At 70.6% G+C, this 13,036-nt stretch carries 12 protein-coding genes; 3 read left to right on the top strand and 9 right to left on the bottom strand.

The annotated features are described in order from the left end of the window. The first annotated feature begins 118 nt into the window (after positions 1 to 118). Together AC07AG_RS38900 and AC07AG_RS38895 are read left to right on the top strand one after the other, a co-directional pair. On the top strand, positions 119 to 754 hold the full coding sequence (locus AC07AG_RS38900) for a YceI family protein (RefSeq protein WP_478761498.1): 636 nt from the start codon (positions 119 to 121) through the stop codon (positions 752 to 754). 751 nt (positions 755 to 1,505) lie between these two features. Then, on the top strand, positions 1,506 to 2,042 hold the full coding sequence (locus AC07AG_RS38895; protein ID WP_478761496.1) for a hypothetical protein: 537 nt from the start codon (positions 1,506 to 1,508) through the stop codon (positions 2,040 to 2,042). A 23-nt stretch (positions 2,043 to 2,065) separates the two neighbouring features. On the opposite strand, the gene AC07AG_RS38890 is transcribed toward AC07AG_RS38895, so the two are convergent. After that, positions 2,066 to 2,671, bottom strand: coding sequence for a TIGR03086 family metal-binding protein (locus tag AC07AG_RS38890; RefSeq protein ID WP_478761495.1), 606 nt, complete (start codon positions 2,669 to 2,671; stop codon positions 2,066 to 2,068). A 105-nt stretch (positions 2,672 to 2,776) separates the two neighbouring features. Here AC07AG_RS38890 and AC07AG_RS38885 point away from each other — a divergent pair, with 105 nt between their 5' ends. Then, the gene (locus tag AC07AG_RS38885; protein WP_478761494.1) at positions 2,777 to 3,775 is read left to right on the top strand and encodes an SDR family NAD(P)-dependent oxidoreductase; all 999 of its coding nucleotides are present in this window, start codon (positions 2,777 to 2,779) and stop codon (positions 3,773 to 3,775) included. Here AC07AG_RS38885 and AC07AG_RS38880 read toward each other — a convergent pair. The 8 genes from AC07AG_RS38880 to AC07AG_RS38845 form a co-directional block, all read right to left on the bottom strand. Further along, positions 3,765 to 4,652 (bottom strand): alpha/beta fold hydrolase, encoded by an 888-nt coding sequence (locus AC07AG_RS38880; protein ID WP_478761493.1) that lies wholly within the window; start codon positions 4,650 to 4,652, stop codon positions 3,765 to 3,767. The genes AC07AG_RS38885 and AC07AG_RS38880 overlap by 11 nt on opposite strands. A 169-nt stretch (positions 4,653 to 4,821) precedes the next feature. Then, positions 4,822 to 6,168, bottom strand: coding sequence for a hypothetical protein (locus tag AC07AG_RS38875; RefSeq protein WP_478761492.1), 1,347 nt, complete (start codon positions 6,166 to 6,168; stop codon positions 4,822 to 4,824). A gap of 106 nt (positions 6,169 to 6,274) precedes the next feature. After that, a complete protein-coding gene (cimA, locus tag AC07AG_RS38870; protein ID WP_478761491.1) occupies positions 6,275 to 7,879 on the bottom strand; it encodes a citramalate synthase in 1,605 nt (534 codons plus the stop codon). A gap of 330 nt (positions 7,880 to 8,209) precedes the next feature. Next, on the bottom strand, positions 8,210 to 9,463 hold the full coding sequence (locus tag AC07AG_RS38865; RefSeq protein WP_478761490.1) for a TolB family protein: 1,254 nt from the start codon (positions 9,461 to 9,463) through the stop codon (positions 8,210 to 8,212). A gap of 173 nt (positions 9,464 to 9,636) precedes the next feature. After that, positions 9,637 to 10,698, bottom strand: coding sequence for a TolB family protein (locus AC07AG_RS38860; RefSeq protein WP_478761702.1), 1,062 nt, complete (start codon positions 10,696 to 10,698; stop codon positions 9,637 to 9,639). A 121-nt stretch (positions 10,699 to 10,819) separates the two neighbouring features. Beyond that, positions 10,820 to 11,386: a TetR/AcrR family transcriptional regulator gene (locus tag AC07AG_RS38855; protein WP_478761700.1), complete on the bottom strand. Its 567-nt coding sequence runs from the start codon at positions 11,384 to 11,386 to the stop codon at positions 10,820 to 10,822. A gap of 88 nt (positions 11,387 to 11,474) precedes the next feature. Then, positions 11,475 to 12,488: an agmatine deiminase family protein gene (locus AC07AG_RS38850; RefSeq protein ID WP_478761489.1), complete on the bottom strand. Its 1,014-nt coding sequence runs from the start codon at positions 12,486 to 12,488 to the stop codon at positions 11,475 to 11,477. A gap of 56 nt (positions 12,489 to 12,544) precedes the next feature. Next, on the bottom strand, positions 12,545 to 13,036 hold a 492-nt coding region (locus AC07AG_RS38845; RefSeq protein WP_478761488.1), incomplete at its 5' end, for an amidohydrolase family protein.

Genomic DNA, 13,036 nt, shown 5'->3' with positions numbered 1-13,036 from the left:
TCGATGTTGAATGTTGAACCGAATGGCGCTAGAGTCAATCTCGTTGAACATTCAACAGACACACCCCGTAGCTCGCAGCTCGGCTTTCCCGCTCGCAGCTCGTCCCCAAGGAGCAGTCATGGGTCTCTTCGGCCGCAAGAACGAAACCGCCACCTCCCCCGCCACCTCCCCCGTCGGCACCGTCACGGCGCCCGCTCCGGTCAACCCGGATCTGGCCGCCCTGACCGGCGAGTACGCGATCGACCCCTCGCACACGTCGATCGGCTTCGTCGCACGCCACGCCATGGTCACGAACGTCAAGGGCTCCTTCACCGACATCGCGGGCACGCTCCACCTGGACGGCGCGGACCCGTCCCGGTCGACGGCTTCCATCGACGTCAAGATGGACAGCATCGACACCGGCAGTGCGGACCGTGACGGTCACCTGAAGAGCGCGGACTTCTTTAAGACCGAGGAGTTCCCGGAGATGACGTTCCGCTCCACCAAGGCGGAGGCGCTGGGCGGCGACGACTACCGCATCACCGGTGACCTGACGATCCTCGGCACCACGAAGCCGCTGGCCATCGACCTCGAGTTCAACGGCTCCGCCACGGACCCCTTCGGGAACGAGCGGGTCGGCTTCGAGGGCAAGGCGGAGATTCTCCGTTCGGAGTGGGGCCTCACGTGGAACGCCGCGCTGGAGACGGGCGGGGTGCTTGTCTCCGACAAGATCAAGCTGAGCTTCGACATCTCCGCGATTAAGTCTGGCTCCTGAGCCTCGCTGGGGTTCTGGGCCGCCGCTTCGCGGCGGATCTCTCCCACCCACCCACCCGATTGCCCCGCAGCATGCATGCGGGGTGGGGTGGGTGGGTGGACTTGTATGTGTGCCGGGTGGGGTGGGTGGGGGGCGCCTCGCATGCGTGCTGGGGGTGGGTGGGGGGCGCCTCGCATGCGTGCTGGGGGTGGGTGGTCGCCTCGTATATCTGTGCCGGGGTGGTGAGTGGGGCGCCCCCGCATGTGCGCTGGGCGAGGTGAGTGAGTTGCCTCGCATGCATGCCCGCCGGACTAGGTGGGTTGCCTCGCATGCGTGCCCGGCGGACTGGGTGGGTTGCCTCGTATATGTGCCGAGGCAGTGAGTGGGGCGCCTCCCGCATGTGCCCCGGGCGAGGTGAATGGGTTGCCTCGCATGCATGCCCGCCGGACTGGGTGGGTTGCCTCGCATATGTGCCGAGGCAGTGAGTGGGGCGCCTCCCGCATGTGCCCCGGGCGAGGTGGATGGGTTGCCTTGTATGTGTGGCGGACTGGGTGGGTTGCCTCGCATGCGTGCCCGCCGGACTGGGTGGGTCGTCTCGTAGATGTGTGTTTGGGCGGTGGATGGTTGCCTCAGCGCGTGTGCCGCTTGCGCGGGGGGCGACTCGCCTGTGTGCCGGGGGGATTGGGTGGGTTGCCTCGTACTCGTGGTGTGGCCGTGGTGGGGCGGCTTGTTTGTCTGACCTGTGTGGTGAGGGTCCTATAGCGTTCGGGGCGTGGTCGAGTTCATACAGCAACTGCCCGCCCTGATAGGCGTGATCGTCGGTGCGCTCGGGTCGTATCTGGCGATCACCCGAGGTGATCGGGCACGCTTCCAGCGGGAGCAGGCCGCCCGTTGGGAGGAGCGGCGGCTCGCCGTGTACGGCGACTACGCCCGCGTGGTGAAGCAGGCGGTCACGCTCACCTACCGCGTCGCGGCGCACCTCGGCAACGACCCGCACCCGCATCCCCTGACCCCCGAGGAAGCAGCACCCCGCCTGGCGGAAGCCTCCATCGCGCGGGACCCGGCCGGAGAGGCGCTGCTGATGCTCGGCACGCCGGACGTGGTGGACAAGGCGCGGGTCTGGGTGCTCACGGTCGTCGAGATGGAGCGCTTCTTGCGCGCGGGCACGCACGATCCGGATGCGTGGTCCGCCCTGCTCGACCGCCAGCGGACCACACGCGAGGGCTACTACCAGGCGGTCCGGCGTGACTTGGCGCTCCCGCCCGGACATTCGGGGAGGTGGCGCATGCCGCCGTCGGAGAGCGCCTGAGCCTCCCCCCTCTCTCCCCCCGGCTACGCCCAGTCGGGTCGGCGGCCGAGGTACCTCAGCAGTTCGGCGGCCGCTCCCCTCTCCGCCCCACCCGCTTCCGCCCCAAGGGCAGGCGCGAACGCGAACGCACGGACCGGCTCGACCACCTGCCGGGCCACGTCGAGCAGCGGTTGCGCCAACTCATCGTCGAGCGGCGAGGGTTGGCCGGTGGCCACGGCCATGTCCCATGCGTGGACTGCGGCGTCGAGTGCGCAGGCGCCGACGCCCAGGGCGGCCGTCATGGTGCCGGGCGGAATCGGTACGCGTACCTCCTGGGCCGACGCGTCGACCGTCCCCCATGCCGCCGCGGCTGCCGCGAGCGCCGGTTCCAGCAGGGCCTGGGGGGAATCCGTCAGCTTGCCGGAGGGTGTGAACGGGTTCTCCGTGGGGCCGGGGCCCCCGGTGAGGGACGCGGCATAGCCGAGCTGGTCGCCGGCGGCGTGCTGAAGGACCTGGGTGACGTTCCACTCCGCGCAGGGCGTCGGGCGGTCCCAGTCCCCGTCCGGTACGCCGCGGACGGCCGTGCGCAGGGCCGCGTGCGCTCGGTCGAGGATGGCCCAGGTGGTGTCGTTCGTGCCGTGCTCGCTCACTGTCTTCCCCCGCTTGTCCATTGTCCGTGTACGCCCGGAACGGTCCCTCCGCCGGTCAGGGCACACCTTGCCCTAGAGCGCGGTCCAGGTTCTAGCGTCGCGCTCATGACCACACAGCGAGAGCAGCGGCAAGCGCAACAGCACAGGATCGGCAGCGGGTTCGGCGCGTCGAGCACGGCGGACGACGTACTCGCCGGGATCGACCTCTCGGGCAGGACGGCGCTGGTCACCGGCGGCTACTCGGGACTCGGCCTGGAGATCACCCGGGCGCTCGGCCGGGCGGGCGCGCACGTCGTCGTCCCGGCGCGCAGGCCCGACGCGGCACGCGAGGCGTTGCGGGGCACGGACCGCGTGGAGGTGCGGGCGCTTGACCTGGCGGATCAGGACAGCATCCGGCGCTTCGCGGAACGCTTCCTCGCCACGGACCGCGCCCTCGACATCCTCATCAACAACGCGGGCGTGATGGCGTGCCCCGAGACCCGGGTCGGCCCGGACGGCACCTGGGAGTCGCACTTCGCGATCAACCACCTGGGCCACTTCGCCCTGGTCGGCCTCCTCCAGCCGGCGTTGACCCCGGGCACCGCACGCGTCGTGTCCGTGGCCTCGTCCGGCCACTTCCTCTCCGACATCCGCTGGACGGACCCGCACTTCCACGAGGGGTACGACCGCTGGCTGGCCTACGCCCAGTCCAAGACGGCGAACGCGCTCTTCGCCGTCCACCTCAACTCACTGCGCACGGCCGACACCAGCCGCCCCCGGGCCTACTCCGTACACCCCGGCAGCATCCTCACTCCCCTGCAGCGCCACATCCCCCGGGAGGAACAGATCGCACAGGGCTGGATGTCCGCCGACGGCACACCGGCACAGGGATTCAAGACCCCGGCGCAGGGTGCGGCCACGGCGGTCTGGGCCGCGACGTCACCGCTCCTGGACGCCCACGGCGGCGCGTACTGCCAGGACTGCGACATCGCGGAACCCGCCACCACGCAGGACATGCTGATCGGAGGCGTCAAACCCTGGGCGACGGACCCCGACGCCGCGGCCCGCCTCTGGCAACTGTCCGCGGAGCTCACGGGGTTGCGGAACGGCGCGGCTAGGACCTGACGGCGTCCGTGTGCGTCAGGATCGCTTCCGCGAGCGGGCCCTGCACCGCCGGGGGCAGTGCGTGCCCCATGCCCGCGATCTCCACCACGCGTGCGCCGCCGCCTCCGATGACCTGGGCCAGGTGGTGCGGGTGCGGGGGCGGGAACACCGGCTCGGCAGGGCCGGAGATGACGAGCGTGGGGACCTTCGTGTCGGCCAGTTCGTCGGTGCGGAGCATGTGGGAGTCGTCGGCTCGGGCGTGTGCGGTCGAGGCGACGTGGGTTCCCGTGTGCGCGATGATCCGGGCCTCCAGATCGCGGAAGTACGCGTCTTCGACGGGGAGTTGGCCACCGTTCAGGACACGCCAGTGCTCCACCCGGCGGTCCAGTTCGGCCTCCGGGCCCTTGTCCTCGACCGGGCGGGACCACATCTCCAGGACCTCCGGGGCGATGCCGGGCAGCTCCCCGACGGGTACCCGCGTTCCGTCCGGCGCCTCGTACGGGGTCTCGCTGAGCGCGCAGGTGCCGATCAGCGTGGCGCTGAGGACGCGCTCGGGGTGGTCGGCGAGGACCAGCTGGGTCAGCATGCCGCCGAGGGACATGCCCACCAGATGCGCCTTCTCGACGCCGAGGCCGTCCAGGACCGCCACAGCATCCTGGGCCAAGTCGGTGATGGGGTACGGGTGTTGGTCGAAGGCGGTGGTGGAGCGGCCGGTGTCCCGGTGGTCGTAGCGGATGACGTGATGCCGGGCCGCGAGCGCGTCGACCAGGTCGTCGGGCCAGCCGAGGCCTGAAGCCTGGGCACCCATGATCAGGAGCAGCACGGGGGCCCCGGGGGCACCGCGCCGCTCCGTCCACAGGCGGACGCCGGGGGCGGTTTCGACGTACTGCTGCTGCATGGTGACCTTCCGGGTCGGCGGGAAAGCAACGGAACGATACGTATCGTCTCGTCAAACTGCCGGAACGTCAACCCCCGGCCTCAGAGACCCGGCATCACAGACCCAGCACCCCAGATCCGGCATCACAGAAGGACCGGCCCCGCGCCGCGCCCCCCCTCAGCCGAAGCCCCTAGAACCCGCCACCCCCGAAGTCCCCTCCACCCCCGAAGTCGCCGCCGCCTCCGAAGTCCCCAGGATTGAAGTCCGACCCCGAGTAGTCCCCGCCGTCGTACCCTCCCCCGCCGCCGAAGTCCCCGTACCCCGACCCGTAATCCGCCCCGTACGCCGGGCTCGCCATCATTCCGCCCAGCATCGTGCCCACCAGGAGTCCCGGCAGCATGCCGCCGCCGAAGTAGCCGCCGGCCCACGGGCCGTACGCCGGGCCCGCCTCCCAGTACGGGCGGCGCTCCCCCGACTCCGTGGTCACCGTCCGTGCCATCGGCTCCTCCCCGTCCGCGAGGCGCGTCGCGTCCGCCAGGCAGACCGGGACCGACCGCTCGGCCCCGCCCCGCGGCGCCCATTGCGCGTCCTTCACCGACGGGCCGTGGCGCGGGTCGAAGAAGCAGGGGGCCCGCCGCTCCGGCAGTGGGCGACCCTCGCGTCGTGCGGCCAGGAGCGCGAGCGAGAAGCGGCCGTCCTCCAGGGACTGGGTGACCGCCCGCACCTCCTCGGGCCGCTCCGCCGCCGCCATGAACGACTTCGCCTTCTCGTACGAGTCGAGGGCCCGTTCGTAGTCCGCGCGCATCGTGTCGTCCGCGCCCGCCTCCGCGGGGTGGAAATCGAGACGGTCCAGCTCCTCGCCGTACGCCGTGATGTCCTCGTCCACCACGACCCGCAGCTTCTCCAGCGCGACCCGCTGCTCCTCGGCCTTCCGCCGCCGGTTGCGCCGGACCACCGCGTACGTGGCCCCGCCACCCGCGACGAGCACCGCGCCGACACCGATCAGCGCGCCCACGGGAGTGCCGCCGTCAGAACCCGCGGCGTCGTCCCACGAAGCCGGCGCCGAGCCGCGCGCGTCCTTCACCGCCTGGTCGACGAAGTCGTTGAGCTGGGTCTTGGTGTCGCCCACGTCCTTGTACGTGGTGACGAGGTTCGCGACGGCCGCGTTGCTCAGCACCGCACTGTCCGCTCGCGCGTTGAACGCATCGCCGAGCCTGACCCCGTACACACCCGTCACACCGGTCTCGGTGCGCAGCTTCTGGAACAGGTCCTGCTTCGGGAAGTCCGCGGGCAGGACCGCCACGAACACGGGCTTGTCGGCGTCCTTGATCTTCTCCGCGATGGCGTCCGCTTCGGCCCCGGACAGCTGGTCCGACGCGTCCGGATCCACGTACACCGGGCTCTTCTCCCAGGCTTCGGCCACCGCCGGGACACCGGTGGCAGCCGCGGCCCCGGGCGCTGCGGTCAGCGACACGGCACCCAGGGTCACGAGAAGCCCGGACAGTGCGACAAATATTCGCTTCGTCCCATTGGTCATACTTCGAAGCTAACTCAGTCGGGCCCCCGACGGCGGTCCGGGACGACCTCAATTCCGGCGACCACTCCACCGGTTTCCGGCGACCACTCCACCGGTTCTCCAGCGACTACTCCACCGGCTCGACGCCCGCCCGCAGCAGACCGAACGTGTACGCGTCCTCCAGCGCCTGCCACGACGCCGCGATCACGTTCTCCGCCACACCCACCGTCGACCACTCACCGTCACCGTCACTGGTGGAGATCAGCACCCGGGTCGTGGACGACGTGCCGTGCTTGCCCTCCAGGATGCGGACCTTGTAGTCGACCAGCTCCATCTTGGCGAGCTGGGGGTAGATCCGCTCGAGGCCGACGCGCAGCGACCGGTCGAGCGCGTTGACCGGGCCGTTTCCCTCCGCCGTGGCGACGATGCGCTCGCCCTTGGCCCACAGCTTCACGGTCGCCTCGTTCGCGTGCGTGCCGTCGGGCCGGTCCTCGACGATGGCCCGCCAGGACTCGACACGGAAGTAGCGCCGGGCCCTCCCCTCGGCCTCTTCGCGGAGGAGCAGCTCGAAGGACGCGTCCGCGGCCTCGTAGGTGTAGCCCCTGAGCTCCCGCTCCTTCACCCGCTCGACGACCCTGCCCACCAGCGCTCTGTCGTCGCCCAGGTCGATCCCGAGCTCTTTGCCCTTGAGCTCGATGGAGGCGCGGCCCGCCATGTCCGAGACCAGCATCCGGATGCGGTTGCCCACCAGGTCCGGGTCGATGTGCTGGTAGAGATCCGGGTCGACCTTGATCGCGGAGGCGTGCAGGCCCGCCTTGTGGGCGAAGGCCGAGACGCCTACGTACGGCTGGTGCGTGGAGGGGGTGAGGTTCACGACCTCGGCGATGGCGTGCGAGACGCGGGTCATCTCGCGCAGCGAGCCCTCGGGCAGGACCTGCTTGCCGTACTTGAGCTCAAGGGCGCCGACCACGGGGAAGAGGTTGGCGTTGCCGACCCGCTCGCCGTAGCCGTTGGCGGTGCACTGCACGTGCGTGGCGCCCGCGTCGACGGCGGCGAGGGTGTTGGCGACCGCGCACCCCGTGTCGTCCTGCGCGTGGATGCCGAGCCGGGCGCCGGTGTCGGCGCGCACGGTGCCCACGATCGCCTGGACCTGGGCGGGGAGCATGCCGCCGTTGGTGTCGCACAGGACGACGACGTCGGCGCCCGCCTCGGAGGCCGTGCGGACGACGGACTTCGCGTACTCGGGGTTGGCGCGGTAGCCGTCGAAGAAGTGCTCGCAGTCGACGAAGACGCGCCGGCCCTGGCCGGTGAGGTAGGAGACGGTGTCGCGCACCATCTCCAGGTTCTCCTCCAGGGTCGTGCGCAGAGCGAGCTCGACGTGCCGGTCATGGGATTTGGCGACGAGCGTGATGACCGGGGCGCCGGACTCCAGCAGGGCGTTGACCTGCGGGTCCTTTGCCGCCGAGCCACCCGGGCGGCGCGTGGCGCCGAAGGCGACGAGCTGGGCGTGCCGGAAGGTGATCTCTTGCTGAGCGCGGGCGAAGAACTCGGTGTCGCGGGGATTGGCGCCCGGCCAGCCGCCCTCGATGAAGCCCACGCCGAAGTCGTCCAGGTGCCGGGCGATGGTCAGCTTGTCCGCGACGGTCAGGTTGATTCCCTCGCGCTGCGCGCCGTCGCGCAGCGTGGTGTCAAAGACGTGGAACGTATCGTCGGGTGTGCTGGTTTCCGTCATGCTGATCTGGCTCCTGTGTCGGATCTCGGTCTACCGGAATGACCGGCTCCACCGCCTCAATGATCCCTCGCGCTCCGCGTCCGGCTGATGTTGGGCCAGGAAACGAAAAAACCCCTCGTGGGTACGAGAGGTTTGCGCGCGGGTCGAGAGACGACGGTGTCCGCCCGTACATGGTGGTACGAGACGGTCACTGCGGACCGGCGCGCCTGCTGCCAATAATCATGGCGAACGAGAGCACGGTGGCAGCTTGCCACAGCGCGCACACACCGCGCTGCCCCGTCTCACGATGCGGGCGGCGCGTGGGACGCGCCGCCCGCATGCCACAGGACGTCAGCGCACGTGGCGCACGAACGTGTCGTAGCCGTCATTGGTGTCGCCGCTCAGGAGCGAGGCGTCACCGGAGAGGAAGGCGACGCGGCGGCCGTCGGCCGAGATGCCGCCGGGGGCGACCTGGGCCGAGGCCGCGCCGCCCGTGGTGTCCGGGGTGACGAGCGTGGTGCTGCCCTTCTTCAGGTCCCGCAGATAGACGGGCCACTCCTTGCCGTACTCCGATCCGGCTTCGGTGAGCTCCGACATGAACGTCAGCCTGCGGCCGTCGGCGCTGATCGCGGGCGAGCGGGTGTAGACCTCGCCGGGGCCGCCCTGCGTGCCGTGGATCCGCTGGTTCTTTCCGGATGCGACGTCGTGCACGAAGACGTTCCAGGCGACGTCGTCGTCGTTCGGGACGAGATGCGTGTCGCGGGACTCGAAGACGACGGTGCGGCCGTTGCCGCTGATGGACGGTTCGAGTGACTCCTTCTCCGTCTCCGACCCGTCGTGGGAACGGTCGACCTCCGTCAGCTCACCGGTCTTGCGGTCACGCAGCCAGACGTCGCTCCAGTCGTCGCCGCGCGGGCCGTTGAAGTAGTTGTACGCGTAGACGACACGGCTGCCGTCGTCGCTGACGGTCGCCCCGTGCGCGGTGCGCCCCTCCCTCGCCGGGTCGGCCTCGCTGATCCGCTCGGTCGTGCCGGTCTTCCGGTCGCGCAGGAAGACGACGCCGCCGGGGCTGCCCGCGCTCTGGCTGACGTCGAAGACGGCGTACCGGGCGTCGGGCGTCAGCGAGACGCTGCCCGCGCCCGCGGCGCCGTCGGGCAGCTCGACGTCGAGCCGTTCGGTCTTCTTGGTCCTGCGGTCGTAGAGCCGGACGTCGGAGTCCGAGTAGGAGCCGGCGGGGCTGGTGACCACCGCGACGTATCGCCCGTCCGCGCTCAGCGAGGGGCTCCTGACGTCGCGCCCTTGTAGGGCGATCCGCTCGGTCTTTCCGGTGCGCAGATCGCGTACGAAGACGTCGCCGAGGCCGTTCGTGTCGCCTGCGACCAGATCGGTGGCCTCGGAGTCGAAGGCCGTGAACCGGCCGTCGCGGCTGATCACTGCGCCCGCAGAGCGGTCGTTCGCGGCCTTGCCGTCGGCCGTGACGCTGATGCCCTCGGTGCGGGGCGCGTCGGCTGCGGGCGCGGCGAAGGCGGCGGGCAGGGTCGTCGCCGTGACGGCGGCGACGAGTGCGGCGGCGGCCAGGGCGGCGCGGCGCTTGGTGCTGTGCATGGTCAAGTCCCCCGTGATTTCTTGGTGTTCGGTGCGGATGCCGCGTTCAGTACGGATGCGTCGTTCGGTGCGGCGCGGCATTCAGTGCGTGCAATGTCTGTGATGCGCGAGATGGTCTTATGGTTGCGGGCCTTGTGGAACTGTCCGCACGAAGATGCCGGAGCTGCCGTCCGTCAGCGCGCCGTCCACTTGAACACGTCCCCCACGCCGTTCGTGTCCCCCGGCACGATGTCCGCGTCGTCCGAGGAGTAGACGATGCTGCGCCCCTTGTCGGCGATCGCCCCCACCGCGGCGGCTCCGCCGTGGCCGATCGTCCGCTCGTGGCCGCTGGGCAGGTGGCGCAGCCGGATGTCCGACCGTCCGTCTCCGTGGACCCCGTAGACGAGCTGACGGCCGTCCCGGCTGACTGCCTGCGCGCTCGCCCCCGGGAAGTGCTCGACCCTTCCGGTGCGCAGGTCCCGTACGTAGGCACCGTCCGAGCCGTTCATCGCCACCGTACGGCCGTTGACCTGCACCACCTTGGACGGCGTGCCGTCGTCGACGCGGGTGAGGCTGCCGGTGGTGCGGTCGCGGAGCCAGACCTCTCCGGTGCCCTTGTCCTCGTAGGCGACGTAACGGCCGTCGGCGCTGATGGACGGGTCCACCATGTCGCGGGCCGAGTCGGGCGGTCCGTCGCTGACGACCTCGCGGGTGTCGCTCTCGCGGTCGTAGACCTCGACCCGCTGGGGGTCTCCGGGGTGCTGCGGCTGCAGGTCGTACGCGACGAAGCGGCCGTCCGCGCTGATGGACGGCGAGGACGCGCTGTACTTGAAGCCCCGGCCGTCGATCTGCTTGATCTCCCCCGTGCTCAGGTCGGTGAGGAAGACGTTGATGCCGTGCGAGCCCCAGCCGGTGTGCGCCGCGTACCGCCCGTCGTCGCTGATCACGGGGGCGGCCATGGAGTTCTTGAGGCGCTTGACCTCGCCGGTCTCCAGGTCCTTCACGAACGCCCAGTCGTACGGCCCCTGATGACCCTCCGTCAGATTCTCCGCGTCGCTGTAGAAGGCGACGTAGCGGCCGTTCGCCGAGATGGACGCGGTGCGGGAGGCACCGTCGGCCTCGGTCCCGTCGGCGGCGACGCTCACGCGCTCCACCTTCGGTGCGGGCGGCGCCGACGGCTCGTGCGGCGCGGCCTGCGCCGCGGCCGGTAACACGGTGGCGCCGAGCGCCGCGACCAGTGAAGCGCTCAAGGACACGCGTCTTGCAGTGGACATGGCTTCCCCCAAAACCTGTCATTCCCCCCGGCCCGGTACCGAAGGCCCACGGGGATACAAGCGCACCGCCAGGTCACACACAATCCGCAGGAACGCGTACAACCTAGACGGGGGTAACGGGGTCCCCCGAGCCGGAGGCGAGTGCTCCGTCCAGGAACTCCCGTACGTGCGCGAGGATCTGGTCACGTCCCGTGCCGCGCAGGCCGATCGCCACATGGATGGAGAACCCGTCGAGCAGCGCCCGCAACCGCGAAGCGAACCGGTCGGGGTCAAGGGCCCCGAACTCGCCCCGCGAGACGCCCTCGGCGAGCAGCGCCACCAGGTCGCGGTGCCAGGCGCTCTCGATGGCGACCTGCCGGTCGCGCTCGTCCTCGTCGGCGTTCAGGGAGCGGTTCCAGACCTCTAGCCAGAGGGTCCAGTGGGGGTCGCCGGGGGCGTCAGGGACGTACAGGTCGACGTACGCGTCCAGCCGCTCGCGGGCCGTGCCCTGCCGGGCGAGCAGCCGGCCGCGCTCGGCGCCGAGCGCGGACTCGCTCCACTCCAGGGTGCGCAGGAGCAGCTCGTCCTTGGTGCGGAAGTAGTAGAGGAGATGGCCGCTGCTCATGCCGACCTCGCGGCCGAGCGCGGCCATGGTCAGCTTCTCCAGGCCGCGCTCGGCGATCATCTCCATGGCAGCGGCCAGCACGTCCTCGCGCGGTGGTGCGTTCTTCCGGCGGGCGGCCTGGGCCACGGGGACTCCTGCGGTGACTCGTCTGACGCTAGATCTTGGGCTGCTGCTGGGTGATGCAGTGGATGCCACCACCCCCGGCAAAGATCGTACGGGCGTCCACGAGCGTCACGGTCCGCTCCGGGAAGAGACGGCGGAAGATGCCGGCCGCGACCTCGTCGCGCGGGTCGTCGAAGGCGCACAGGACGACGCCGCCGTTGCAGAGGTAGTGGTTGATGTAGGAGTAGTCGACCCACCCCTCGTCGTCGGTGAGGACGGTCGGCGCGGGCACCTCGACGATCTGCAGGGTGCGTCCCCGGGCATCGGTCTGCCCCTTCAGCACCCCGATGATCTCCTTGCTGACCTCGAAGTCCGGGTGGGCGGGATCCTGCTGCGAGTGGACGAGCACGATGCCGGGCGCGGCGAAGGCGGCGACGATGTCGACGTGCCCCCGGGTGCCGAACTGGCCGTAGTCACCCGTCAGGCCCTTCGGCAGCCAAATCGCCTTGCGCGTGCCGATGCGGGCGTGGACCGCCTCCTCGGCCTGCTCGCGGGTCAGCCCTGGATTGCGTCCCGGGTCGAGCTGGACGGTGTCGGTCAGCAGCACCGTGCCCTCGCCGTCGACGTGGATGCCGCCGCCTTCGTTGACCAGGGGCGAGGAGTGGACGGGCACGCCCGCGATGTCGGCGACGTGCCGGGCGATCTTCGCGTCGTGCTCCCAGCGGGCCCAGTCCTGGCCGCCCCAGCCGTTGAAGATCCAGTCCACGGCGGCGAGTTGATCGCCGTCGCGTACGAAGGTGGGGCCGATGTCCCGCATCCACGCGTCGTCCAGGTCACGCTCGACGAGATCGATGTCGGGGCCGAGGAGCGCGCGGGCCGACTCGCTCTGGCCGGTGCCGACGACCATCGTGACGGGTTCGAAGCGGCGTACGGCACGGGCGACGCCCGCCCAGGCGGCCCGGCCCTCGGCGAGCTCACGCTCATTGGTGAACGTGGGATTGGGGCCCGGCCAGGCCATCCAGGTGCGCTCGTGCGGGGCCCACTCGGCGGGCATGTGGAAGGTCATGGTGATCCCTACGGCAAGGACTGACGGGACGGACTACAGGACTGACGGAACGGGGACTACAGGAAGTAGAGGCGGTTGAGGGACACGGAGTCGGCGGGCTCGGATCGCACCGGGTCGCCGTCGAGCGTGACCAGGCCGGAGCGCTGGTCGACGTCGATGGATCCGGTGCGGGAGTTGAGCCGCAGATCGGCGGGGCCGATGCCCCGGGTGCCCCGCACGGCGACGCGGCGCCGCCGGGTCGGCATCTGGTCGTTGCCCTGGTCGACGGCGGCCCGCGCGACGAAGGCCACCGAGATGTCGGCGGGCGTCGCGCCGTACGCACCGAACTGCGGCCCCAGGACGAGAGGCTCGCACGTGTCGGTGGCGGCGTTCGGGTCGCCCACGACGCCGTAGGCGGGGAAGCCGGACTTGAGCACCAACTGCGGCTTGGCGCCGAAGAATTCGGGCTTCCACAGCACGATGTCGGCCATCTTGCCGACCTCGATGGAGCCGACCTCGTGGGCCAGGCCGTGGGCGATGGCGGGGTTGATGGTCAGCTTGGCCATGTA

Source organism: Streptomyces sp. NPDC044044 (assembly GCF_056434405.1).
Note: the sequence above shows the minus strand (reverse complement) of the source record. Positions and strands in the feature narration are given on the sequence as shown.

What these genes read in the sequence shown, in the direction of transcription:
- AC07AG_RS38900 (WP_478761498.1), top strand. Translation starts at nt 119, where the DNA reads ATGGGTCTCTTCGGCCGCAAGAACGAAACCGCCACCTCCCCCGCCACC.
- AC07AG_RS38885 (WP_478761494.1), top strand. Translation starts at nt 2,777, where the DNA reads ATGACCACACAGCGAGAGCAGCGGCAAGCGCAACAGCACAGGATCGGC.
- AC07AG_RS38880 (WP_478761493.1), bottom strand. Translation starts at nt 4,652, where the DNA reads ATGCAGCAGCAGTACGTCGAAACCGCCCCCGGCGTCCGCCTGTGGACG.
- AC07AG_RS38875 (WP_478761492.1), bottom strand. Translation starts at nt 6,168, where the DNA reads ATGACCAATGGGACGAAGCGAATATTTGTCGCACTGTCCGGGCTTCTC.
- cimA (WP_478761491.1), bottom strand. Translation starts at nt 7,879, where the DNA reads ATGACGGAAACCAGCACACCCGACGATACGTTCCACGTCTTTGACACC.
- AC07AG_RS38865 (WP_478761490.1), bottom strand. Translation starts at nt 9,463, where the DNA reads ATGCACAGCACCAAGCGCCGCGCCGCCCTGGCCGCCGCCGCACTCGTC.
- AC07AG_RS38855 (WP_478761700.1), bottom strand. Translation starts at nt 11,386, where the DNA reads ATGGAGATGATCGCCGAGCGCGGCCTGGAGAAGCTGACCATGGCCGCG.
- AC07AG_RS38850 (WP_478761489.1), bottom strand. Translation starts at nt 12,488, where the DNA reads ATGACCTTCCACATGCCCGCCGAGTGGGCCCCGCACGAGCGCACCTGG.